General features: G+C 46.3%; 24 protein-coding genes. 13 read left to right on the top strand and 11 right to left on the bottom strand.

What is annotated here, in order from left to right; all coding sequences use genetic code 11:
• The first annotated feature begins 280 nt into the window (after positions 1-280).
• Together K6Q96_RS10415 and K6Q96_RS10410 are read left to right on the top strand one after the other, a co-directional pair.
• Positions 281-772: a DUF2867 domain-containing protein gene (locus tag K6Q96_RS10415; RefSeq protein ID WP_251875568.1), complete on the top strand. Its 492-nt coding sequence runs from the start codon at positions 281-283 to the stop codon at positions 770-772.
• A gap of 63 nt (positions 773-835) precedes the next feature.
• Positions 836-1,522 (top strand): ribonuclease T2 family protein, encoded by a 687-nt coding sequence (locus tag K6Q96_RS10410; protein ID WP_251875566.1) that lies wholly within the window; start codon positions 836-838, stop codon positions 1,520-1,522.
• Here the strand turns inward: K6Q96_RS10410 and K6Q96_RS10405 are convergent.
• The gene (locus K6Q96_RS10405) at positions 1,519-3,150 is read right to left on the bottom strand and encodes an MFS transporter (protein WP_251875564.1); all 1,632 of its coding nucleotides are present in this window, start codon (positions 3,148-3,150) and stop codon (positions 1,519-1,521) included. The genes K6Q96_RS10410 and K6Q96_RS10405 overlap by 4 nt on opposite strands.
• A gap of 375 nt (positions 3,151-3,525) precedes the next feature.
• On the opposite strand from K6Q96_RS10405, the gene K6Q96_RS10400 reads away from it, so the two are divergent.
• The 3 genes from K6Q96_RS10400 to K6Q96_RS10390 all read left to right on the top strand — a co-directional run bounded on the left by K6Q96_RS10400 (position 3,526) and on the right by K6Q96_RS10390 (position 6,901).
• On the top strand, positions 3,526-4,005 hold the full coding sequence (locus tag K6Q96_RS10400; protein WP_251875562.1) for a GNAT family N-acetyltransferase: 480 nt from the start codon (positions 3,526-3,528) through the stop codon (positions 4,003-4,005).
• A gap of 374 nt (positions 4,006-4,379) precedes the next feature.
• Positions 4,380-6,206, top strand: a complete 1,827-nt coding sequence (locus tag K6Q96_RS10395; RefSeq protein WP_251875560.1) for a M28 family metallopeptidase — start codon at positions 4,380-4,382, stop codon at positions 6,204-6,206.
• A 116-nt stretch (positions 6,207-6,322) separates the two neighbouring features.
• A complete protein-coding gene (locus K6Q96_RS10390; protein ID WP_251875558.1) occupies positions 6,323-6,901 on the top strand; it encodes a hypothetical protein in 579 nt (192 codons plus the stop codon).
• A 5-nt stretch (positions 6,902-6,906) separates the two neighbouring features.
• Here K6Q96_RS10390 and K6Q96_RS10385 read toward each other — a convergent pair whose 3' ends face one another.
• Entirely contained in the window at positions 6,907-7,845 is a 939-nt protein-coding gene (locus K6Q96_RS10385) for an AraC family transcriptional regulator (protein ID WP_251875556.1), read from the bottom strand.
• Between the two features lie 166 nt (positions 7,846-8,011).
• Between K6Q96_RS10385 and K6Q96_RS10380 the strand changes: the two genes are divergently transcribed.
• Together K6Q96_RS10380 and K6Q96_RS10375 are read left to right on the top strand one after the other, a co-directional pair.
• Positions 8,012-8,572, top strand: coding sequence for a cytochrome P460 family protein (locus K6Q96_RS10380; RefSeq protein ID WP_251875554.1), 561 nt, complete (start codon positions 8,012-8,014; stop codon positions 8,570-8,572).
• Positions 8,573-8,594: 22 nt separating this feature from the next.
• The gene (locus K6Q96_RS10375; protein WP_251875551.1) at positions 8,595-9,137 is read left to right on the top strand and encodes a cytochrome P460 family protein; all 543 of its coding nucleotides are present in this window, start codon (positions 8,595-8,597) and stop codon (positions 9,135-9,137) included.
• Between the two features lie 82 nt (positions 9,138-9,219).
• On the opposite strand, the gene uraH is transcribed toward K6Q96_RS10375, so the two are convergent.
• From uraH to K6Q96_RS10350, 4 genes are all read right to left on the bottom strand, one after another.
• On the bottom strand, positions 9,220-9,573 hold the full coding sequence (uraH, locus tag K6Q96_RS10370) for a hydroxyisourate hydrolase (RefSeq protein ID WP_251875549.1): 354 nt from the start codon (positions 9,571-9,573) through the stop codon (positions 9,220-9,222).
• A 210-nt stretch (positions 9,574-9,783) separates the two neighbouring features.
• On the bottom strand, positions 9,784-10,995 hold the full coding sequence (locus K6Q96_RS10365; RefSeq protein WP_251875547.1) for an MFS transporter: 1,212 nt from the start codon (positions 10,993-10,995) through the stop codon (positions 9,784-9,786).
• A 323-nt stretch (positions 10,996-11,318) separates the two neighbouring features.
• Positions 11,319-12,203 carry a sulfotransferase family protein gene (locus tag K6Q96_RS10355; RefSeq protein WP_251875543.1) on the bottom strand — a complete coding sequence of 295 codons (885 nt, stop codon included), beginning with the start codon at positions 12,201-12,203 and terminating at the stop codon, positions 11,319-11,321.
• A gap of 193 nt (positions 12,204-12,396) precedes the next feature.
• On the bottom strand, positions 12,397-13,113 hold the full coding sequence (locus K6Q96_RS10350) for a glutamine amidotransferase-related protein (RefSeq protein WP_251875541.1): 717 nt from the start codon (positions 13,111-13,113) through the stop codon (positions 12,397-12,399).
• A gap of 428 nt (positions 13,114-13,541) precedes the next feature.
• On the opposite strand from K6Q96_RS10350, the gene uvrY reads away from it, so the two are divergent.
• The 3 genes from uvrY to pgsA are packed head-to-tail and all read left to right on the top strand — an operon-like array spanning position 13,542 to position 16,625.
• A complete protein-coding gene (gene uvrY / locus K6Q96_RS10345; protein WP_251875539.1) occupies positions 13,542-14,186 on the top strand; it encodes a UvrY/SirA/GacA family response regulator transcription factor in 645 nt (214 codons plus the stop codon).
• A 15-nt stretch (positions 14,187-14,201) separates the two neighbouring features.
• Positions 14,202-16,028 (top strand): excinuclease ABC subunit UvrC, encoded by a 1,827-nt coding sequence (uvrC, locus tag K6Q96_RS10340; protein ID WP_434802143.1) that lies wholly within the window; start codon positions 14,202-14,204, stop codon positions 16,026-16,028.
• Between the two features lie 42 nt (positions 16,029-16,070).
• Positions 16,071-16,625 (top strand): CDP-diacylglycerol--glycerol-3-phosphate 3-phosphatidyltransferase, encoded by a 555-nt coding sequence (gene pgsA, locus K6Q96_RS10335; RefSeq protein ID WP_062661108.1) that lies wholly within the window; start codon positions 16,071-16,073, stop codon positions 16,623-16,625.
• Between the two features lie 133 nt (positions 16,626-16,758).
• Here the strand turns inward: pgsA and K6Q96_RS10330 are convergent, their stop codons facing one another.
• The 4 genes from K6Q96_RS10330 to K6Q96_RS10315 form a co-directional block, all read right to left on the bottom strand.
• Complete coding sequence (locus tag K6Q96_RS10330) at positions 16,759-18,111, bottom strand: ATP-binding protein (RefSeq protein ID WP_251875534.1); 1,353 nt, start codon at positions 18,109-18,111, stop codon at positions 16,759-16,761.
• A 1-nt stretch (position 18,112) separates the two neighbouring features.
• Complete coding sequence (locus tag K6Q96_RS10325; protein WP_251875532.1) at positions 18,113-18,787, bottom strand: response regulator; 675 nt, start codon at positions 18,785-18,787, stop codon at positions 18,113-18,115.
• Positions 18,788-19,002: 215 nt separating this feature from the next.
• Positions 19,003-20,685: an aspartate:alanine antiporter gene (locus K6Q96_RS10320; protein WP_251875530.1), complete on the bottom strand. Its 1,683-nt coding sequence runs from the start codon at positions 20,683-20,685 to the stop codon at positions 19,003-19,005.
• Positions 20,686-20,902: 217 nt separating this feature from the next.
• A complete protein-coding gene (locus K6Q96_RS10315) occupies positions 20,903-21,166 on the bottom strand; it encodes a GrxA family glutaredoxin (protein ID WP_062661112.1) in 264 nt (87 codons plus the stop codon).
• Positions 21,167-21,505: 339 nt separating this feature from the next.
• Between K6Q96_RS10315 and K6Q96_RS10310 the strand changes: the two genes are divergently transcribed.
• Positions 21,506-22,051 carry a dehydroquinate synthase/iron-containing alcohol dehydrogenase family protein gene (locus tag K6Q96_RS10310; protein WP_251875528.1) on the top strand — a complete coding sequence of 182 codons (546 nt, stop codon included), beginning with the start codon at positions 21,506-21,508 and terminating at the stop codon, positions 22,049-22,051.
• Between the two features lie 6 nt (positions 22,052-22,057).
• On the opposite strand, the gene K6Q96_RS10305 is transcribed toward K6Q96_RS10310, so the two are convergent.
• On the bottom strand, positions 22,058-22,822 hold the full coding sequence (locus tag K6Q96_RS10305; RefSeq protein WP_251875527.1) for a LuxR C-terminal-related transcriptional regulator: 765 nt from the start codon (positions 22,820-22,822) through the stop codon (positions 22,058-22,060).
• A gap of 97 nt (positions 22,823-22,919) precedes the next feature.
• On the opposite strand from K6Q96_RS10305, the gene K6Q96_RS10300 reads away from it, so the two are divergent.
• Positions 22,920-23,405 (top strand): YybH family protein, encoded by a 486-nt coding sequence (locus tag K6Q96_RS10300; RefSeq protein WP_251875526.1) that lies wholly within the window; start codon positions 22,920-22,922, stop codon positions 23,403-23,405.
• 74 nt (positions 23,406-23,479) lie between these two features.
• Positions 23,480-24,202 (top strand): oxygen-insensitive NADPH nitroreductase, encoded by a 723-nt coding sequence (gene nfsA, locus K6Q96_RS10295; RefSeq protein WP_251875525.1) that lies wholly within the window; start codon positions 23,480-23,482, stop codon positions 24,200-24,202.
• Positions 24,203-24,350 lie beyond the last annotated feature (148 nt).

Here is a 24,350-nt window from a genome sequence, read left to right as displayed (position 1 = left end):
CGTCTTCCTATTTACTAAAAAAGAAAAAAACTGACCGGGAAAAGCTGACAACTATCTATTAAGCCATTGAAAAGATTATCTATTTATAGCTCTCTTTTTGCTGGGCGCGGATATTAATGGTAACCATCAGGTAAGTCAATCACTAAACCGTAAATAGTTTGCGGTTTTTTCACGTCTGGTTTTTGTGACCAGAAATGAATTCGAGCATACCTAATTCTCTATGCATATGATACGGTATTAAAAAATGACGAATCGTCAAATCATTAAGAGAGGATAAATCATGGATGGAATCCCCGGTTTCACTGAGCTTCATCGTTATTCAGACAATGCCTATTTTGCAGATAACTTCACCAAAGAGATCGATTATCAGGGCGAATCAGCCATGGAGGTCTATCTCCGGGTGATGAAAAGCACACCAGATTGGGTGAACAAGCTGATGAAAATCCGCAACGAAGTGGTTTCTAGGATGGGCTTAAAACACCTTGGTAATCTCGATGACTTTTACCCTAAGAAAACGGCAGATGACTATCAGGTGGGTGATAAAGTCGGCATTTTCGAAATGATCTACAAATCTCACTCAGAAGTGATCATGGAAGACAGAGATAAACATCTAGACGTGAAGTTGTCATTCTTTGTTGAACCTCACGGTGACAAAGCGTCGGTCACGGCGAGCTCTGTTGTTCACGTTAAAAACACCTTCGGCAAGGTATATATGTTCTTCGTTGGGCCAGTGCACAAAATTATCGTGCCAGCGACACTCAAGAAGCTCTGATGTGACAATTGATACGAAGCATAATATCTTTCAAGCCATCCATTGGTTATCAGGGTATGCGTTGTGCTTCGATTCCTTCCTTCACTAAAACACTTTTCGCTCGTTGCTGCTTTAGCGCTTTTCTTCGGCTCAGTAACAAGCGCTCACGCTTTAACTCTCGAAAGCTGTGATATTGATGTCTCTGACCTCAACCTGCGCTATGACAACCGTCTCGACTACCAAAACAAAAACATTCCTACCGATTTCTTCCTGTTGGTTTACTCCAATTCGCCGGGCTTCTGTAAAGCCATGAAGCGAAAAGGTCGTGAAAATTCCGTCCGCTTTCAATGTGAATCTGGCAACGACTTTGGTTGGGTGATTCATGGGCTTTGGGGAGAATCAGAAAAGGCCTACAAATCTGGTAACAACAAAGGACATCCGCGATTCTGCAAAGGGGATTTGCAGCCTCTTCCGTTGGACACCATCAAACCTTACCTCTGCATGAGCCCGGGTACGCGATTGCTACAAGGTCAGTGGGAAAAGCATGGAGCTTGCGACTTTGATACGGCAGAAAAATACTTCGATAAAACGCTGGAGCTTGCCAAGCAATTTGAGTTGCCGCCAGCCAGTCTCAATGCTAAAAAAGCGATCCGCTGGATGCGTGATAACAATCCTGAGCTTAAAGACACTTGGCTGCACCAAAGCCGACATGAATTTGGTATCTGCTTTGATAAAGCATTCAACTTGATGTCTTGCCCGCGAAAGCGCTAAGCGGGCTTTTTGGCGGCATCGCTTTCGTCAGGCTTATTGTTAGCCTTGGCGATGTCGTCCAACAACTCATTAATCTTCGTCGCCTCTTCCTCTGAAGCGCCATCCAACAAAGCTTCCTGCAGCAGGCTGTTAATCCGCTCCTTCCTCAATATGAACAGGTCATGAAGCGAGTAAGCTACTTCCAATCGCCGTTTGGGGAACTGCTCAATCAAGTGGCGAAGCATGTCACCACTTCGTTTCGGGTAAGCAAGCACAATATTCTTTGCTACGTCATTAGCGTTAAGCGAGGAGCCTTGAAGGGCAAGTCGAATCAAAATGCCAGGGTCTGAAGGGTTTTGCCCAAGAGCTGCAATCAAAAGTTTGAGCTCAGGGTTAGCCTTGTCGATATCTTTGAAGTCCATCATTGGGTCATAGTCGCTAGAGCTACCCAGAGGTTGAACGTTGACCTTGAAGGTCGAGGCTGCAGGCAGGGTTTCCGTGCGCACAAAGAGTTTTCGTGCCATGAGGAACACAAACACAAAGATATGGACAGTAATGATGTAGTAATACAGCCAAACCACGCTGAATTCGTTCATCAGGAAACTGGCTACGATGGGACCAATAACACCGCCGACGCCGAGTAAGATTTGCATCGTGCTGGTGGCTGGCATAGCTTCTTTTGAATCAATATGGTCAAACACCTGAGTGACGGCGAGTGGGAATAAGGCTACGCCAGAACCGCCTGAAATCCAGAACAGTACTGCGAGAATTTCAATCGGGTAGGGATAGAAGTTATCCAATACGATCAGACTGTTGCTGATAATCCCCATAAACATAAGGCCTGATGCCACGACACGTTTGTCATAGCGATCAGCCAGCCAACCTGTTGGAAACTGAGTTAGCAAGCCGCCCATTTGATAAGAACCCAGAATCAAAGATAGCCAAATGCCAGATATGCCCTTGCTATAGGCGTAAAGCGAAATAAGCGAAACGCTGGCAGCGTTAATTAATCCGGCACAAAAGCAGGCCAATGTTCCTGAAGGAGAGTATTGCCAGAGCTTTTTCAGTGAAATAGGAACGGCTTTTTTGGGCAATTCGGGTGCAGGTAAGCGACTCATCGACATAATGATGAGTGACACACACAGAAAAACGGAAATCACACCAAAAAGTCTAGGGTCGTTCTCATTAAACGCACTGAAAAGAAAAGGTGCCGTACCGAAACCGATAGCAAAGCAGATTTGATATGTGCCGTAAACGCGCCCCCGGTTGCTGCGGTCACTGAGTACATTCAGCCAGCTTTCCAGCGTGATGAATGAGGTTACATAACAAAACCCCGCAACCGCGCGCAAAGCGGCCGTGACGGCGATGTCCGTGGTATAGCTGTGGACGACAGAAACGATGGAAAGCGTCGCTGCCATTGAAGCAAATGCACGAATGTGTCCGGCACGGAGCACTGCTCTGGAGCCAAACAGTCCGGCACAAATTGCGCCTACAGCAAACATACTCATTGCCAGACCGATATCGGCTGTCGGATAGCCGTTTTCCTTCATGCGAATAGGTAGCATGACAAAAAAGAGGTTGTGGCTGATAGCAAACCCAAATATCGTGAAGAGAATGGGTCGTATCCGTATGAATATATTTGCTTTCATGTCCGTATATGCCGCGTAATACCAGCTCCAAAAGTGAAAGAATTGGAACCTTTTCATGAGTGGTTTAAAGAGCAAAAGATTGAAGTTTTTATGAGAGTTTTCTATCAAACCGACTCTGAGCTTCAAAAATGCGTGTTAGCCTGAAAATGTTACCACTGAGAGTGCGTGGTAATGAGAGAACTCAATGGCTTTCACTGCTGGCTCTCGTAAATCCGACAGGTTTCTTATTCATGAATAAGTATGGTCTAGTTTTGAGTAGTCTGAAGGAATTCGGCATGGAAAGGTTTCAAGTGTCTATAGATTTTTTAGGTAAAAAATAAAACGTAAACACAGACTTCTGATATTCATATAGGGTATAAGATTAAAGGGTTTAAAATGATAACGATTAGGAAATTCAAACAAGAAGATGAGATAGACGTGCTCGCTATCTTGTTGGAAGAAGAACAAGTCAAGTTTACTGCGTCACCAGAAAATTTCGTCTCTGATACCGAAGCGAATATTGTTAGGTTTGTTATTTCCAAGGGTGACACTCTAGTTGGATATTTCAAAATAGATAATGATTTTCACTCGGAGGTATTAGGTAAAAATAATACCGGGGTAGGACTCAGAAGTTTTGCTATTGATCGTCGGTATCAAGGAAAAGGAATTGGAAAAAAGACGGTCTCTATATTAGCAAGTTCAATTAGTGAAGAATTTAAGACTTTTACGTGGGTTTATCTCACTGTGAATTGTAAGAATGAAGTCGCCTATCAGACTTACATGAAAGGTGGATTCGAGGATACCGGAGAGCTCTACCTCGGTGGTCCCGTTGGTCCGCAACACATCATGCGGGCGAAGTTGCACAAAGAGAGCTAGTTTATCTTGTATGATAATTGTTTAAGTCAGAATTGATAAACGTCAGAAAGTGAATATACCAATTGGAATTTTGCATTTTAATGCTTTATGATGTTTATTAAATTTGTTGAAATTGTAATGTTATATCCATATATAAAGATGTCTGTTTAAATAAATAACTAAAATGCAGTGCTGATTTATTTTTCTTACAGTGTTATCTTATTAAGTAAAATCTGCCTCTTGAACTGTTCATATATTTCTAGTGAAAGCTTTTTCTCTTTTCAGTGAGAAATTGTGACACCCTTTCCGTTAACAAAAGTTTAATAAAGCGATTTTCTGGAAGATTATTGATGTGAATGTTTGACTGATGGCGTCAATTAAAAAGGACGACACAAATGAAAACATTCAACGTTAGTGGTAAAAAATTTGTAGTGATTGCAATGAGTGCAGCACTACTAACAGGCTTTGCAGGCTGTGAAGATCCAAGGTGGGTTGCAAACAAAGTCAGTAAAGCGATGAAAGAGAAAAACCTGTTTGACCATCTGGAGGCGCTGGAAGCGGCTTCTGTTCCAACGCCGGATGGTAATTCCATCACCCGTGCAGCAGGGACTGACGGTTATGAGAATTCCGCAGACTACATCATGAAAACGCTTGAGAAGCATGGCTATGAAGTCACCCTACAGGAATTTGATTTCCGTAGTTGGGTTGAGCTTGATGGCACAACTTTGAGCGTTAACGGACAGCAACTGGTGCATGTTCGTGATGCGACTGATGATATTCCAGCAGACTATGCGGCCATGTCTTATTCAGGTAGTTCAGATGGCGCAATTAGTGCAGACATCGCTTTTGTTACTCCCGACTTTAATTTTGATTCGCCTGACTATGACGATACCGATGGCTGTGAAGCCTCAGACTTTGAAGGTGTTGATGTAACTGGAAAAGTGGCTGTTATCCAGCGGGGTGGCTGTACGTTTGATTCCAAAGTTGTGAATGCTGAAAATGCTGGCGCAGTAGGCGTAATTGTTTTCAACCAAGGCAATGACGAAGGGCGCAAAGGTGTGGTTAACGGCACCTTAGGTAGCGACTCTGCAGCCACTATTCCAGCGTTTGGCGCGCGTTACGACTTGGGTAAAGGCTGGTATGACGCATTGGAATCGGGCGCGATTACCGCAGCACTGTCTGTCCAGACACAGGATGAAGTTGTGGTAACGGAAAACGTATTGGCTGAAACCAAAGCGGGTGACCCTGACCAAATTGTGATGGTTGGTGCGCACTTGGATTCTGTACCTGAGGGCCCGGGTATTCAGGATAACGGGTCTGGTTCAGCGGCGATTCTAGAATATGCCATCCGCCTCAAGAAGAAAATGAAGCGACTGCCAGTCACCCAGAAAAATAAAGTGCGTTTTGCTTGGTGGGCTGCGGAAGAAGCAGGCCTTGTGGGTTCTGAATACTACACAGGCGAAGTGTTTGGCGCTTACTACGCGGATGCGCAAGCGCAAATCATGGAAGAGTTGGGTATTTCTGACCCGAGTGAGCTAACGGATGAACAGCGTGAGATGGTCGAAGCGCGTTACCTCGAAATCAACCCGATTAAGATGTACCTCAACTTCGACATGATTGCGTCACCTAACTACATCTATGGCGTCATGGATGGCGATTTATCTGACACCAAAGACAGCCCTGACAACGCCTACCCAGGTGACTTCGAGCCGCCGGAAGGCACAGGTCATATTGAAGGCCTGTTTAACGAGTTCTTTACTGACAAAGACGAAGTGACGGTTCCTCAGGCGTTGTCTAAGCGCTCTGACTACTCAGGCTTTGCAGACTGGGGCATTGCATTTGGTGGCTTGTTCACCGGTGCTGAGAAAACCAAATCAGCAGAGGAAGTAGAACAGTTTGGCGGTGAAGTGGATGTCGCCTACGATAAGTGTTACCACCAGGCGTGTGATGACATCAACAACGTCAACAGCGTTGCGATGGAGATGAACTCGCGAGCACTGGCTTACGTGGCAACCTTCTATGCGATGAGTGAAGACCTGTATGCTGATGACAAAAACCAACAGGATGCAGCACCAGAAACTCGTACGCTGAGAACCTTGGCCGTTCATGACGGACATGATCATGAACACGAGCACCGTATTGGTGAGAAGATCAAATCTGCGTCACGTGAAGTGGCAGATCATGGTCATTTCCATGGCGACTTCGACCAAGATCGCAAGTAACACAATGAGCTAGACAAAAAAGGGAGCCGTTTGGCTCCCTTTTTTGTCTTCAATTAAAGACATTAAAGTGTCAAGTTTTCAGCTATCCTTGTTTTGTTAATTCAAGGAGCAAACAAATGAAAAAAATAAAAATATTTAGGGCGATGCTCTTTTCGTCAGTTGCTATTGGTGTGATTGGTTGCGCAGGGATACCAAAAACCGCAGAAAATCTTCCGCCTGCAAATGGAACAGGAGCTGTTGTGATTCCTATAGACTTGAGCGATATCCCAGTGAATAAAAAATATGCATGTCGCTCGATTGTTTTTGATGTGGAGAAGGCGTTTTGGAAGCCTTCAGAACCTCGAGAAAGTCAGACTTGGGAATTGTTCTTAAACAATACCTCTAATATGGGTTTAATAACTGGCTTAGCACCTGGTGATTATGTCTTCACTGAATACAAATGTTATGCCAGAAATAGGTATACGCTCAACGGTGCTAAATCCTATCTAACCTACTCAAGCAGCGTATATTTTGAAGTCCAGGCAAACACTGTGACGCTCGCTAGTAGAGGCTTTGTTGGCACAGAAACGTTCGACAAAACGGGAAGCTCCACTTTTAGGGCTAGGTTCAGGACCTACGACAAAGAAGGAGCAGATAAAGCCCGTGAAGAATTAATATCACGCGGCTTACCTGATGGATGGACAGTGGGATTTTAGTTTTTTTAGTTCAAGTGTTCCTTGTTCCTAATTTCCGCTGGCGTCATCCCGAGTTCCCTCACGAGAGCGCGGCTGAGAGTTCTCCCAGAAGTAAACCCTAAAGACAGCGCAATCTTATCAATCGGGTCTTTGGTGTATCTTAAGGCGTTATAGGCTTTGAGGCGCCGCCATTGGCTAAGGTAGGCAATAGGTGCCATTCCAAGCGCTTCCTGAAAATGACGAACCAGCGTGGCTTTAGACATGCCTACCTGGCGTCCAATCTCTTCGAGTGTCCAGTCTTTTCCAGGTTCGCGATGCATCAACATGAGAGCTTGATGGATACGTTTATCTTTTACGGCTTTTAGGAAACTGAAGTTTTCTTCACTTTCGATTAAGAAGTGAGACATTATCTTTAGAAATAGCGCTTCTGTTAGTTTATCGACGATGGCATTTTTACGATATCCATGTTCCGCAATCTCTTTGTCTATCAATATGACGATTTGCCAGATAGTGCTGTCGTGTCCGATGTTGTTGAGGTGGATAATAGGCGGTAGCGCATCAATAATGGGGTGGCTTAAACCAGCATCAAACATAATAAGACCGCACATTAACTTGTGAGTGGTTGGTCCGTTTTGAAATAAGGGCTTACCTAGCTCACATGCATCCTCAGCGATGTGTCTTAGCGTTCTCTCATTCTCCGGTGAATCCGCTAGCCAATGCGCATCCCCCCCAGGTAATAGAAAGATATCCATCTCGTTTGCTTCAAGAGGCTCAGCCTTGTCCAGACCAACAAAGCAGCTACCTTTGAGGGCAATATGAAACCGCGGGAAGCCCCGCTTTTCCAGATCCATGCCCCAAGGTGCACTGAGATCGGAACTGAAAAAGATATTCCCCCTAAACCTAAGAGTTTCAAAGACATCCGAGAGATAATTAAAGGTTTCTTCGCTTTTGATTCCCTGAGGCACTGATCTGATTCCCTATGAGGTAATGTTGGTTGCTAATTTAGCCTAGACTGATGCTCAATGCTCTCCTATTGAGAGTTTTAACTGTAAGCAAGGTGAGAAAATGGATGTGAAAAACATAGCAAATGCAAATACGTACATACCTCTAATCCTAGCATCGGTAATCGGTATGAGTGGATTCGTTTCAACAGCTGCTATCGCCAAGGACTATTTCACCGTTAAAGATGGTGAGCTACAGCGCCCTACTGGCTACCGCGAGTGGGTATATGTCGGCACACCAGTGACACCAAATGACATGAACAATGGCAAGGCGGCATTCCCAGAGCATCACAATGTCTATATCGATCCTGAGAGCTGGGCGGTATGGAAAGAGAAGGGCGAGTTCCGAGATGGGACAATCATCATTAAAGAACTTGTTAGCGTCGGTAGTAAAGCTGCCGTCAGTGGCAATGGTTATTTTCAAGGTGACTTCATTGGTCTGGAAGCCACTATCAAGAGTAAGAGCCTGAACCCAAATGAGCCAGGTCATTGGTCTTACTACAGCTTTTCAACGCCTGATCACACAGCTCTGACAGAGAGCGCAAAGGCTTTCCCTGCAGCAGCATGCAATGCTTGTCACCAAGCTGCAGCAGCGGATGACTTCGTCTTTACGCAATACTACCCGGTGTTGCGTGCAGGAAAAGCAAAAGGTGAGGCAGCCACTGGCGGACACAGTTCCAGCCTTAAATAATCAGAAAGCAATGGAGTAATGTATGAAGAAGGCACTTCTTGTCGGCTTGCTTGCTGCAGGTACAGCGTTTACCGCACTTGCTGCCAATGACGCGTTTTCACCTTATGTTGATGACAAAGGAGACATCAGCTTTCCCAAAGACTTTAGAACTAACATGGTCCATTTAGGATCTTGGTTTGTTCCTGAAGGCGGTGCAAGCGGTTTCCATGGTGTTTACACCGAAAAAGAAGCTGTGGAAGCGTTTCGCAAGAACGGTAAATTCCCAGATGGTGCAACCCTTGTGAAAGAGTTGCGTGCTCACAACACGGGTAACTACACAACCGGAAGCGGCGTCAGCCATGAAACCGGTGATCTTAAGCAATGGTTTGTGATGGTGAAAGACGGCAAAGGCCGCTTTTCCGACAATGGTTCGTGGGGTGATGGCTGGGGCTGGGCCCTGTTCAAAACTGATGATATGAACAAGAATGCCTCTGCAGATTACAAAACGGATTGTCTTGGCTGCCATGTACCGGCAAAAGCCAATGATTGGATTTACACCGAAGCATATCCAATCCTGAGTGAATAGCAAAATAGGTTAATGGATAACTAATCCCTCGTAAGAAAAAGCCAGCCAAAAGGCTGGCTTTATTAATTCCTATGAAGTCTTTTTAACTTCCGCGATACGTTGAATAACCATAAGGGGAAACAAGCAGTGGGACGTGATAATGCTTGTTGTGGTCAGAAACGCCAAACCGAATCACGATTTCATCAAGAAAAGGTACAGTTTCCATAGGCGTATTGGTATTTCTGAAGTAGGAAGCGGTAGCGAAGACAAGCTGATACTGACCTGAAGTGAGTAACCCTTCCTCAATAAGCGGTGAGTCTGTTCTGCCATCATTATTGGTGATGGTGGTGGCCAGCGGGTGAAGGCCTTCTTCGTCAATTCGATAAAGTGATACTTTTACACCATTGGCGGGTTTCCCTAGCGCGGTGTCCAGAACATGCGTCGTCAGTTTTCCCATTTTTTCACCTCAGTGTGAGACGTCGACTTTCTGCTGTGATACCGACCTGAAGAGGTCTTAACAAAAAATTAGCATTTGATGTGTCAATATCCCAACGCGAAGTGACAAAAGTTTGAGCAAGCGCTGAATGCGGTTGAATTTTGGATATTTTTTGAGGGTAAGGGCAAATAGTTGAGAGTAAGAACCGGGCGACTACAGCCCGGTTTTGAATTAAGCACTTTGTAATGTTGGACGAACGACGGGTTTATCATTTATCGGTAAGTGTATAAGCGCTGCAGCGAATGCCAGAACGATCGTTGCCCACCAGATTGGCTCGTAAGAACCATAGTAGTCGAACACACGCCCGCCAACCCATGCGCCAATGAAACTACCTAATTGGTGAGTGAAAAATACCAGACCATATAGCGTTGACATATAACGTGGACCGAAGATCTGGCGCACCAAACCGGATGTCAGTGGTACTGTTCCTAACCAGCAGAAGCCAATGGCTGCGCCAAAAATAGTGGCTGTATTCGTGGTTAAAGGCACGGTAATAAAGAGAGTTAGTACCACTGAGCGCATCATGTAAAGAGAAGTCATTACATAGCGCTTGTTAAATCGGTCACCCATTAGGCCCCAGAAATAAGAGCCAAAAATGTTGAAGATACCGACATAGGCTAATGCCATCGCAGCAGTGTTTCCTGGCAAACCTTTGTCTGCGATATAGCTCGGCAGGTGAGTCGCGATAAACATCACTTGGAAGCCGCAGACGAAGAAACCAGCATGGATCAGCCAATAGCCTGAATGGCGAGCTGCTTCAGCTATTGCTTCTTTTAGTGTTTGTTCTGGTTCCGCTTGCCCGCTCGCTGAAGAGGAAGAATTCGCTGTTTTCATGAAAACAGCGAAAGCGATCATCAGGGTACAGAACATCGCAAACACCTGCATCGCAATCTGCCAGTCGTAGTTTGCTAGCAGCGACTGGGCACCGGGGATCACAGCGAACATGCCAAATGAGCCCATGGCTGTTGTTAGACCAAACGCTTTTGCCGTGTGCTCCGCGGGTACGACTTTGGCGACAGCGCCCAAAATGATGACGTAGCTGGTTGCGCTCAAGCCCAAACCAATCAATACACCCATAGAGATGTAGAGCACACCCGTACCGGTTGCGATTGAAGTGAGGTAAAGACCCAGTGCATAAGCGACGCCACCCATGGTGATAATGCGTTTCGCACCAAATCTATCCGCCGCCATGCCCACGAAAGGTTGGAAAAGTCCAAACAAAAGGTTTTGAAGAGCAATAGCAAGGCTGAAAAATTCACGACCTGACTGAAAAGTGTCAGTGATAGGCATCATGAAGATACCGAAAGATTGCCTGATCCCTAGGCTTATAATCAAAATCCCTATCCCCAGCCATACAAGCAGCGGGAAGCGGAAAATACTCATTAAGTTACCTTTGTTTATGGTGTTATGTGAGACCCGTGGGGCTGATTTTCGTTATTCATTTGATGGTGTTGATGGCACCCTCCATCTACTGCGTAATCTGCAAAAGCGCGTTGTAAGGGTGTGCAATATTGAACGCTCACCAGAGTGACAATCAGTACCAGTAACCACCTAACAAGCTGGGCGAAAAGTGATTGTGAAAACATGGTGCCTCAAAGCGGAACCCAAAAGAGCGCGTAGGGTAGGGAGAATAAGGACATGAAACAAATGAATTAGACGCAAATAAGCCATGCGTAAAACGCATGGCTTATACATTATGGAAGTAGTTATGTTGCCGGACACCATGTATACACGGTGTTAACGTCGGTAGCTGGCATTTTCAGGACCTTGTTGCTACATCGGATTTCATTCTGTTGCAGTGCTGCATTGACCGTTTCATTGGCGGGTAGCTCTGCGAAGTCGAGGATTTTCTCTATTACCCGTTCTGGTGCGGCAACAAAGTCCTCATAATTCACAGACAGCATGTTCAAATCCAGTTCTGTTGCTTCTGCCTTAGCGGTTTGAATGAGTTTGTTGAGCTGGAATGCAGTTCCTGCAACGGCATGACCGCGGAGACGATCGTACTGAGCAAGCTCCTGCAATGAGTAAGCGCCGCGCCACCAAAGGAGATTCTTACCCTGATATTCCCACTCTTCATTAGATATCATTGAGTGCACAGTCGAGGCAGGGTCGCGGCAAATATGTACAAACTTGGCATCTGGGAAAAGACTGTTCAGATAACAAAGGCGCGAAGGACCCGTAAATCGAAGTGCAAGACGGCTTCGGCTAGAGAGCTCAACTCGACGGCTAAGGATTTCCCTTATGGAGGATATTTCCACAGGCGTGGCGTGTTTACCTCTGGCAAAGCCGCGATAAAAATCAATTTCTTCGCGGGTATGGTCTTCCCAGAAATTCATTGCTTCTGACGGTGCAGGGGAAAACTCTCGCGCCAGCGATCCCAAAAACGAGTTGTCTTGCAGTGCTTTGTTTCTGAATGCACATTTGCGTTTGAAAAGACGATGCTGAAAATCAGACTTAGGGTGTTTGTCAAAGCTCTCATCAAGCCAACAGATCTGGTCGTGATGCATCACGATATCTGAGATGAGCGTCACTCCTGAGCGAGGTGGGCCCACAAAGATCAACGGTTGGTTTAAGGTTGAGGCTCTGTTCATATCAACACTCCTTCGAATTTATATGCATCAAGGAGCAATTAGGGTGCCAAAGTGATTAACCCATTAATTCATAGGGATAAAACGGTATGAAATACGGGGTGTCATCTTGGATTGCAAAATGAAAATGTAGAATGGCGATTCTGTTGCGAATCGCACTCAAGCTTAATGGGAACTTTTGTGGGGTGTAAGAAAGCTAGTCTTTCTCCCTATTACAGAAGTTGAAAATCAGTGAAATTACTTGTTCACGATCGCCTTCACCCAGAGTCTCCAGTGACTTAATGGCATTATCAACGACCTCATTACCTGCGTTTTCACGCAAACGCTCAATCAACTGGATGAGAAACTCGGGCGTAAATTCTGGGTGGCATTGCATTGTCAAGGCAGTCTGTGATTTCTGAGTGATAGCGATAGGGCAGAAATCGGATCCTGCTATCACGTCGAACCCATTTGCCGGAGAAATAACTTGATCTTGGTGACAAGCAATCAAGTTTAGTGTTTTGGAGAGAGCCACGCCTGAAGCGACAGGTTGAAAGTTTTTTTTGATGGGATAAACGCCCATGCCCCAACCTTTATCAGATTTCTCGACATGTCCTCCCAATGCATAATGGATAAGCTGATGCCCAAAACAGACGCCAATTATGGGCTGATTGGTTTCATTACAATCACGGACAAATTGGGCGACAACTTCAATCCAAGGGTCAGTGTCGTAAACGCCCCATTTACTGCCTGTTACTAACCAGATATCGCAATCCTTTGGCGAGGACGGATATTTTTCCTCGTGGCAACGGTAGCTTTTGAAGGCGGATATGCTGCTGCCCTCAAACATGCGCTTGAATGCTTCATCATAGTGCCCATACTTTGGGATGGAATCAGGGTAGTGATCGTCGCAGAGTAAAATGCCCAGCTTCATGTCGAGAATATGCTCCTTGCAAGGTTTGTGTGACTGTGAAGACTTACTGGAAAAGTGAGCCCAAAAGGCAGATTTCACCAACCAAATGTGTAAGCAAACGATAACGATAGACCTAAAAAAGCATAAAATATGCCGATCAATAATATCAAGGTGTCGCGCTTTTTAGATGTTCGGACAGAAAACTAAAAATTGGTAGTAGGGCGTAACTTTCTGTACGCAATAGAAAATTTTCCGCCAAATTTTTAAAAAAGACGAATTTGAGACATCATGTTGTTTAAATTATGACTGATTGGCTATAAAAACATGCTCTCTTACACAGAATCAATGTGTTCGCTCTTTTATTGTTGGGTTAAACTCAAGTAATATGCATCGAAAGTCGAGCGCCATCCCGGCGCATGGCGAGCCAAAATCATAGTGGAGAAACAAGCTTGATTAGTGTTTTCCTTGTAGATGATCACGAGCTGGTTCGCACAGGGATACGCCGTCTTCTTGAAGACGAGCGTGGTGTAAAAGTGGTAGGGGAAGCCGAAAGCGGTGAGGAAGCAGTCAAGTGGTGTCGTAGCAATCATGCAGACATTATCTTGATGGACATGAACATGCCTGGTATTGGTGGTTTGGAAGCGACGAGAAAGCTCCTACGCTATAACCCAGACGCAAAAATTATTGTTCTGACAATTCATACAGAAAATCCATTTCCAACCAAAGTTATGCAGGCGGGCGCGGCTGGCTACCTAACGAAAGGGGCCGGAGCGAATGAAATGGTTAACGCAATTCGTGCGGTGAATAGCGGTCAGCGCTACATTTCACCAGAGATTGCTCAGCAAATGGCCTTGAGTCAGTTTTCTCCTGCGCAGGAGAATCCTTTCAAAAACCTTTCAGAGCGCGAGCTCCAAATCATGATGATGATTACGAAAGGGCAGAAAGTGACTGACATTTCAGAGCAGCTAAACTTGAGCCCGAAGACAGTCAACAGCTATCGCTACCGTCTGTTCAGTAAGTTAGGTATCAATGGTGACGTTGAACTGACCCATCTGGCGATTCGTCATGGTATGCTAGATACAGAAACGCTTTAACTATTTCTGTTCGCTGTGTTTGATGCCAAAAATTTCCTAAAAACAGTCTCTGACAAACCCGGCGTCTATCGAATGATGGACGCTTCGGGTGAGATAATTTATGTCGGTAAAGCCAAATCTCTCAAGAAGCGGCTTTCCAGCTATTTCCGTACTAATGTCTCGGGAGAGAAGACTCGTGCGCTGGTGAAAAATATCGCCAACGTCGAAGTCACGATCACGCATAGCGAAACAGAAGCGCTGATCCTCGAGCACAATCTTATCAAGCAGCACCTACCACGTTATAACGTGCTGTTGCGTGATGACAAGTCTTATCCCTATATCTTCCTTTCTGCAAGCAAACACCCGCGAATTGCCGTTCATCGTGGGGCTAAAAAACGCAAAGGTGAATACTTCGGTCCTTTTCCTGACGCCGGTGCGGTGCGCCAAAGTCTGTATTTGTTGCAGAAAATTTTCCCAGTTCGCCAGTGCGAAGATTCCGTTTATGCCAACCGTACCCGCCCGTGTTTGATGTACCAAATCAAACGCTGTGCTGGCCCCTGCGTAAAGGGCATCATTCCCGATGAAGATTATGACGAACTGGTGAACTTCACCCGTTTGTTCCTGCAAGGTAAAGATCGTCAGGTTATCGCTTCGCTGGTGGAGAAAATGGAGAACGCGAGCCATGCATTGCTGTTTGAGAAAGCGGCAGAGTATCGCGACCAAATACAAGCCCTACGCCGCGTTCAGGAGCAACAGTTCGTTTCGCAAGACAGCGATGACGATCTGGATGCTATTGGTGTTTCTATTGAGAACGGTGTGGCCTGTATCCACGTGCTTTTCCTGCGTCAGGGCAAAGTGCTCGGCAGCCGCAGCTATTTCCCGAAAATGCCGGCTGATACCGATGTGAATGAACTAGTTTCGAGCTTTATCGGTCAGTTTTATGTGAAACAGGCGGAAGGAAACACTATTCCAACCAGTATTCTGATTGGTCAGGATTTGGGTGACGAGCTGGCAGACCTCGCAACCGCATTGTCCGACATTGCAGGCCGCAAAGTGCACCTGCAATGTAAACCACGAGGCGCCCGCGCTCGTTTCCTCAAGCTCGCCCAAACCAATGCAGCGACGGCGCTCACCAGCAAAATCAACCACAAGATGACCATTCACAACCGATTCAGTGTGCTTTCGGAAGCGCTGGAACTTGAATCGGTGAAACGCATGGAATGTTTCGATATCAGCCACACCATGGGTGAGCAAACGGTCGCGTCATGCGTGGTTTTCAATCAGGATGGTCCTGTTAAACAGGAATACCGTCGCTATAACATCACAGGTATTACTGGCGGTGATGACTATGCGGCAATGGCGCAGGTGCTAAAGCGACGCTACAGCAAACAGGTCGACCCGGAAAAGATCCCGGACATCATTTTGATTGATGGTGGTAAGGGGCAACTGAACCGGGCGTGGGAAGTGGTGAAGCCACTGCTTGCCGACTGGCCGAAGCATCCTCTGTTGCTTGGCGTGGCAAAAGGGACGACGAGACGTCCGGGTCTCGAAACCCTGATTAAAGTGACGGGGGAAGAGTTTTCTATGCCGTCAGATTCTCCTGCGCTACACCTCATCCAGCATATTCGCGATGAAAGCCATAACCATGCCATTTCCGGTCACAGAGCGAAACGTGCCAAAGCGCGGAAGAGCAGTGTGTTGCAAGAAATTGAAGGGGTGGGGCCAAAGCGTCGTCAGGCGTTGCTCAAATACATGGGTGGAATTCAGGAACTTAAGCGTGCTTCTGTCGAAGAAATCGCCAAAGTGCCGGGTATAAGTCGTGTTTTGGCTGAGAAGATTCATTCGTCATTGCAACAACACTGACTTTCAAGCACCATAGGCCGTCACTCACAAAGTATTATAAGTATGCGACTGAATATCCCCATTATCCTGACCCTTATACGCATCGCATTAATCCCTGTTTTTGTTATCGCGTTCTATCTCCCTTATGAATGGTCAGCTTTCGCTGCTGCTCTGATTTTCGTTATCGCGGGTGCCACCGACTGGTTGGATGGTTACCTCGCTCGAACCTTGGGTCAAACCACCCGATTCGGTGCATTTCTGGACCCTGTGGCTGACAAAGTGATGGTAGCAATTGCGCTGGTGCTTATCGCTGAACATTACAATTCTATTTGGGTGACTATTCCTGCAGCGACGATGATTGCCCGCGAAGTCATTATTTCAGCTTTGCGTGAATGGATGGCAGAGCTGGGTAAGCGTGCGAATGTGGCCGTTTCCTGGGTGGGTAAATTCAAAACTGCAGCACAAATGTTTGCTCTGACTATGCTTCTTTGGCGCGACAGTGAGTGGGTGATTTACGTAGGTTATGCAGCACTTTACATCGCGACAGCACTGACTTACTGGTCGATGTACCAATACCTGTTGGCAGCTAAAGACGATTTGCTGAACGCAGATGATTAAAACTGAATTGAATGAAAAGTCCGCATCAGCGGCCTTTTTTGTGTCTGCAGTTTTGCTACCAATTTGCGGATTCTTGATCAGAAAATGCCCTGCTTAGTAGGGCGTGTTCGGTTAGATTCGTTTCACCGTAATCCTATCGCAATTTCGGGAAGGTCATGATGAATGCAGCACCTTCCAGCTCCGATTCAATCACGCGAATCTTACCGCCATAGCTTTCGACAATTTCGTCGCAAACCGCCAGACCGATCCCGGTTCCCGGGTTCAACTGATCGGCACGCACACCTCGTTGGAATATAGATTCACGCAGCGTTTCAGCCACACCAAGGCCGTCATCTTCAACCGTGAGTACGCAGTGCTCCAGCATTTCGCGGCTGGAGATTCGCACTTCACTTATACAGAAACGGAAGGCGTTTTCTAGCAGGTTGCCGAGCAGTTCGGTCAAGTCAGCTTTGTTCAATGGTAGTGACGTTAGCTCTTGAAGGTTCAGCGTAACGTTTACAGGCTTATCGCTGTAAATCTTGGAAAACATACCCGACAGACTGGCGATAACGGGTCGTAGTTCAGTTTTCTCACGTACCAAACCACGCTGACCGACTAAGGCTCGCTTCAATTGGTACTGAACCATATCATCCATCTGGCTGACTTGTTCTACGATGCGTTTGCTCATGATTTCTCGGCTCAATGAGCTGTCATCTAATAGTGCGTTAGTGGCGGCCAACCGGCTTTTTAGACTGTGGGCAAGATCATCCATCGCATGGCGATAGCGTTGTGTCTGATCTTTACGCAGTGTAATCATTCGGTTTAGCGCATCGGTGACATCTTCCAATTCCTTAGGGTAATCGGAAGCCAGGGTTTCACGGCGTGACTCTGCAATCTCGTTTAACTCTCCCGCGAGCTTACGCAACGGACTGAAACTCCAGTAAGACGCAGCATAAAGCAAGCCTGTTGCGGCAAGGAAGGCTAATCCTACATAGAACCACGTTTGGCGTTTTACATGAGCGAGCTTTTCCAGTTGAGGGGTAACATCACGCACCACAATAAAAAGATCGCTGGTGGAATAGGTTGCTTCAGAGATGACATGGACAACATAAGGAGATTCCTTGTAGTAGATCATGTCCGGCTCTTTCATTGAGTGAGGGACATACAGGCAAATGTCACTCATTCCGCTGTTGCGCGCTTCAGATGACATCCAAGAGGCTGAGCCGTCTTGTTCACAGATAAATGCCAAATAATCAGAGTGCTTAGTTTCTGGTATGGGTTGGCCTTGGTTCGGCGCGTTCTGGCCAAGCTCCAGCATATTGTCCCGGCGAAGTTCACCGACGATATGAGGCACCTGTGCCACCAACTGGGAGGAATACATGGCCACGTAGTTCTTCACGTAAACCTGATTGATGAGAAAGCCCACCAACAGTGAGAACAAGAAGATAATGGCAATGGAGGTGGAAATGACTCGCTTGTGGATCTGAGGCATCATTTTCCGCGCCATATCAGGTCACCTGCAATTCAAAGATATAACCCTGACCACGGACGGTAGAGATGGGGTTATCCTGACCAGCTTGGGTGAGCTTCTTTCTAAGACGGCTCATCATCACTTCGATGGTATTGGGATCACCTTCTTGATCTTGATAGAGCACATCCAACAAACGCTGCTTTGATACAACTTGGCGGTTGTGACGCACTAAATATTCCAACAAGTCGTACTCAAAAGCGGTGAGTTCGATAGGAGCTTCTTCAATCGATACCTTTTTCGCCAACAGGTCGATGGAGATTTTGTCGGCTTTGACTTCCGGCTTCACGAAGCCAGCACTGCGGCGAACCAAAGCATTAAGCCGTGCTACCAGTTCTTCTTTCTGAAAGGGTTTTACCAGATAGTCATCAGCACCTGCATCGAGACCCGACACTTTGTCTTGCCAGTTCGCACGACCAGTGAGAATGAGGATGGGCATGCGAATTTCCGCACGTCGAATATCGCGGATCAGGCTAAGACCATCTCTGTCTGGCAGGCCCAGATCCACAATTGCGATGTCATTGGGATAATCTTTGGCAACGAACAGCCCTTCAGAGGCGGTTTTCGCGCAGTGAACCTGATTGCCAAGTTCGGAGAGTTCGGTTTTTAGGTGGTGGCTCAGAAGTGGATCGTCTTCGACAATGAGAATGCGCATAAATCGTTACCTTACTGATCTGTCTTAGCTTTCAGCCAGCCTATCGAAAGTTCCTGAGAAAATCTTGCACGATGGCAAAGAAGTTGTCGGTTTGTTCCCAACCAACAAATTCGAAAGGCTTGATGTCTGAGTTGTACTGACTTGTATTGATTTGGATGATTCAACGAACAGTTTAACGCCTGTTCGCTGAATCATTGCTGACTGAGAACGTCAGATTAGGTGAGAATGACGAGAAGTGTGCCAGCAAACGTCAACAGCACATTCGCAATAGCATAGGTACCTGCGTACCCCAGCGCTGGAATGGTGCTGCGAGCGTGTTGGTTAATCATATCCATGGCTGGTGCACAGGTACGCGCACCAATGATGGCGCCAAATAGCAGTGCGCGGTTCATGTTTAGAATATAGGCTCCAACCAGGTAAGCCAGTATCACTGGCATCACGCTCACCGCCAATGCGCCAAACATGATGGTGAAACCCATCTGTTGGAGGTATTCAACCAGGTTACCACCTGCACTCAGACCCACACCGACCATAAAGGTCATCAACCCAAGCTCTTTCAGCATGTTGATCGCGCCTTGCGGAACATAACCAAACGTAGGGTGGTTAGCACGCAGGAAGCCCAGCAAAATCCCTGCAATCAGCAGTCCTGAAGCATTACCCAAGCCGAGTGTCATCTGCCCGAACGTCATGGTGATCAAACCAAAAATCAGACCGAAGATGAAGAAAGAACAGAACGCCAACATGTCTGAAACCTGACTGTGAATCGAGATAAAGCCGATTCGCTCAGCGAGTCCCATAACACGACGCTTCTCACCACTTACTTGCAGCACATCCCCCTTGGAAAGCAGGATGTTGTGGTCCATTGGCATTTCGATCTGCGCGCGGACCACACGGTTTAAGAAACAGCCGTACTCAGACAGATTCAAATCAGACAGGCGTTTTCCAATAATGGCGTCGTTTTTCACCACGATTTCTTCTTCAACCACACGGAGGTCAAGAAGGTCACGATCGAATACCTCTTTCCCATTTCGGAAAGAAGGGTCCAGGCGAGCGTGGCTATCAGGGTAACCCACCAGTGCGATTTCATCGCCTTCCTGCAAAATGGCATCACCATCCGGGTTTGCCAGAATGCCGTTACGGCGGATACGTTCGATATAGCAACCCGTCTGGCGATAAATACCCAGCTCACGAAGGTTGCGGCCATCCACCCAGTTAATCAGCTCTGGGCCAACACGGTATGCACGGATAATCGGCAGGTAGACTTTGCGTTGTGAAGAATTACCAAGCCCACGCTCCATCGCAATTTTCTGTGCAGAATGCTCAAGATTTTCCTTTTGCAGCTTGGGCATAAAATTCGCGAGCACAATCAGACTTACCAAACCCACCAGGTAAGCTAATGCGTAACCTACGCTCAGGTTATCAATCATCCCGGCGAGTTGATCTGGGGTGAAGCTGCCAGCAAGTCCTGCGTTTAGTGCATCTTTCGCACCTACCAGAACCGGCGTTGCTGTCATGGCTCCTGCCATCATGCCCGTAGCAATGCTGCCATCCACACCAAACTGGTAACGCATCAAAAGGGTAATGCCAACGGATGCGGCAAGTACGGTAAATGCCAGCACCAGATAGGATTTGCCGTCGCGGAAGAAGATGCCAAAGAAATTTGGTCCGGCTTCGATACCTACACAGAAAATGAACAGCATAAAGCCAATGTTCAGTGCCTCTGGGCTAAACGAGAAGCCTGCATGGCCAAAAGACAATGCGGTGACAAGTACACCAATAGAGTTACCAAACTGGAAGCTGCCGATTCTGATTTTGCCGATGGTGAGGCCAATGGCCAAAACAACGAAAAGAAGGAGGATGTCGTTATTAACAAGCAGGTTGTAGACGTCTATGTTCACTGAACAGTAATCCGCGCACGGGTCAAAGGGAAATTCTGGAGCGCCATTATACGCATTTGCAATGAAATGTAATGAAAACTCGCATGAAAAATAGTATTAAATTTTGCTGACTTTCCTAATGGAAAGTATGAAAGCCTGCATTGGTGCCAACTTTCTGTTTTTGAACAATAAAAAAGCCGGCAAGATTGCCGGCTTTTTCAGGAAAATCTAAAGGAAATTACTGGTACAGACCCAGATTTTCTTTTGCGTAAGCTTCGAACTCGGTGAAACCACCAACGTGTTCTTGGTCAACGAAGATTTGTGGCACAGTTTCAACTGGCTTGCCCACGGTTTTTTCAAGGTCAGCTTTGCTGATGCCTTCTGCGTGGATGTCTACATAGCGGTAGTTGAAATCGTCACGCTCTTCTTTCAGTTTGTCAGCAAGGTCCTTTGCACGAACACAGAATGGGCAACCTGGGCGACCAAAAATAACCACGAACATATTCATTTCCTTTCTTATTTAATTTGATTAGATGGTGCCGTGTGTAGGGGAGGCTATCCCGCGGCTTCATCATCTGATTGAGAACAACTATGCCTTAAGCATCTGGCAGATAAAAGAAGGTTTTGTCTTTTAATTCAATCGAAATTATCTATCAATCGGAAAATGAACAGAGCGCGCATTTTTGAAAGGGTGTGATGAAGGCTGTACATGTTTAAAACAGGGAAGTTTTAAACATTCAGTTTCTGCTTTGTATCAATTTTATTTTAACTTAAGTGCGTAGTTTGAGGGGGTCGCTTTGAGGATTTGCTTTTCGTTTCTGTTCAGATCCAGTGAGGTGCGATGTTTCAGTTTATGACCGCAACGCGGATTGTTCATGCCTGTGAATATGATGATTCGAAAGCCCGGGCAGATATGGCATTCGCTTCCATGCTAGGTGGTATGGCGCAATCAAACGCCAAATTAGGCGCAGTGCATGGCTTGGCAGCAGCTCTGGGCGCGGTTTTAGATACGCCACATGGAGCAATCACGGCGCAACTTGCCCCTTATGTCATGGCCGAAAATATTCTTGCAGCACGTAAAGCAGGGCGCTTAAGTCTGCTTAACCGCTACCGCCAGTTGGCTTGTATTCTGACCGAGCGAATGAATGCTGAGCCAAGTGATGGGATTGTCTGGGTGCAACGCACTTTGAAGCGTCTGGAATTGTCGCCTCTTTGCCAATACGGGCTTTGCGAATCTGTGTTCAAAGATGTTGTGACAAGGGCGATGAAATCAAGCTCAATCAAAGGTAATGCGATGCCATTGAATGAAGAGCGATTGATCAATATTCTCAGTCGGATATGCGATGAAGTATCTGTTTCTGAATTCTTGAGCGCAAATCCCAGCTAACCATATTCAAAACCAGTGGATGCATCTGCGCACAAGATCCGTTTGATTTTGTGCACCGGTTTTTTTTCTGGCGCTTCTTAACTGATTCTCGATAGTACGTTGCGATTTATGAAGCTTATCAGCGATCTGTGAGTAACTTTTTCCTTCCGCTGCAAGTTTGACGACCTGCAACTCAGCTTTCGTTATCAGGCAATCTTTAGTTACCGCAGAGCTCCTGCTTGCATTGAGCAGTGGTGCCAGAGAGGTATTGGAAAACTGGTAAATGTGTTCCGTTTCTTTTGGGGTCCAAATTCGGTGTCCATCACATTGGTCTATGCACAAGACCGCGAGATCCTTTTTTGGAACCTTTACTGATACGGCGATCATAGATACTGCTTCGGCTTCAGCCAATGCATCATGAAGGCCGTTCAATAAGGGGTTGGATTGAACATGATGAAACGGAACAGGAACGTTTGATTTCCATATGGTTTGCATTGACAGGTGTCGATTAGAGATCTGAGCACCAATCATTGACGGTAACTCTCCTGTCGCATCGCTGTATTCATTGGTTGGGTTGTAGTTGCGCTCTTTACGTGAAGATAAACCGGCATCAACACGGTTTGCCTTAAGGTGCTCGCCTAAATACCGGGTAGCGATATTGAGCATCGCACCGGGATCATCAAGTTCAAGAATCAAATGAGCGATAGCGTCTTGAGTGGCACCATCCAGAGATTTTCTACGTCTATCTAATAAATCTCGTTTTAGCGTTTTTCTATCTGAGTAACTTAGCATCCTAACATCCCTGATTTAGGTATTTCTTGTCATCGCCCACCACCTTTAACGCTGGTTAAACTCGAAAAGAACGTTAAATAACCAATGGAGAGCTATCATGTCCTTGCTACAAAAAAAGCAATTTCTTATCGCCATCACCAGTTTCTTTTTCGTCTTTTCCGGCTTTGTCTCGGCATCGGAACAGAGATGGGTAAAACCTATGGATCCTGTCGGGCAAGTGACTAACGCCAGCCAATTATTTCAGGAAACATACAATCGAAAAGATGCTGACAAATTGGGTCCTTTTTACGCTAAAACGGCCACGTTGAAGTTGGATCAGAATCCGTCCGTACATTATCGAGATAACATTGTTCAGGCTTGGCGTGCTGGTTTTGAGCAAGGCGTCGATAACCTTCAACTGGAACCGATTGAAATCATCCGAACTGGATTTCGTAAGGTTGTCGAAACCGGTAACTATGTACTGACCATTAACACCCCAGATGGCGCTATTCAACAGACAGGTTCTTACACCGTGCTTTGGCGCGTGCATCCTTTCGGTATTAAGCCACCCAAAATAATTTTTGACGTTGTTAACGCCAATTAAGCTTCGTATGCAGGCGTCTTTGTTCTTTATGTCATTATTGGCCACTATTGGTATAAATCAGGGACGCCTTCTTAATGAATACCGCTATCAATACCATTCTTTCTCACCGCTCGATAAGAAAGTTCACTGAGCAACGCATTACGGATGAACAACGCAATGCGATTATCGATTGCGCGAGAGCGGCATCTACCTCGAGCTTTATTCAATGCACCAGTATTATTCGGGTGATCGATAAACAGAAAAGGCAACGTCTTGCTGAATATGCGGGGAATCAGGCTTATGTTGCTGATGCCGCAGAGTTCTTCGTATTTTGCGCTGATTTCAACCGTCATTTACAGATTAAACCAGATGCGCAATTAGGCTTTGCTGAACAAACCTTGATTGGTGCGATAGACGGCGCGTTGATGGCCCAAAATGCCCTAATAGCGGCTGAGTCTTTAGGGTTGGGTGGTGTTTATATTGGTGGGCTCAGAAACAACCCTGACAAAGTCGCTAACCTTCTAAAATTGCCAGAGCAGGTGATTCCTTTATTTGGGCTATGTCTTGGCTATCCGGCGCAAGATCCTGAAGTGAAACCACGCTTGCCATCAGAATTAGTTGTTCACACCGATGAGTATTCAGAGATGGATAAAGCTGTTTTGGAAAACTATGACAATGAGGTGCGCGAGTATTACCGAACCCGCACTGGCGGCAACAAAGAGATGAGCTGGAGTGAGCAAATTTCCGGGACTCTCAGCAAAGAAGCGCGTCCGTTTATGAAAGCTTTCCTTGAAAGCAAAGGGTTTAGCATCAAGTAGTCTTTTCTAAGACGATGTCAATGACCTTGATTTGGTCAGCATGGCATCAGAATATCGACGTTTCATGATATAGATATCTGTCATCCCGACCCTTGATTGCAAAGGGACTCGGGCTGATTTCATTTCTACGTTCCTACATGTTTTGTTA

The sequence above is a fragment of the Grimontia kaedaensis genome, assembly GCF_023746615.1.
Taxonomy (GTDB): domain Bacteria; phylum Pseudomonadota; class Gammaproteobacteria; order Enterobacterales; family Vibrionaceae; genus Enterovibrio; species Enterovibrio kaedaensis.
This window is presented reverse-complemented; position numbering and strand designations above follow the sequence as displayed.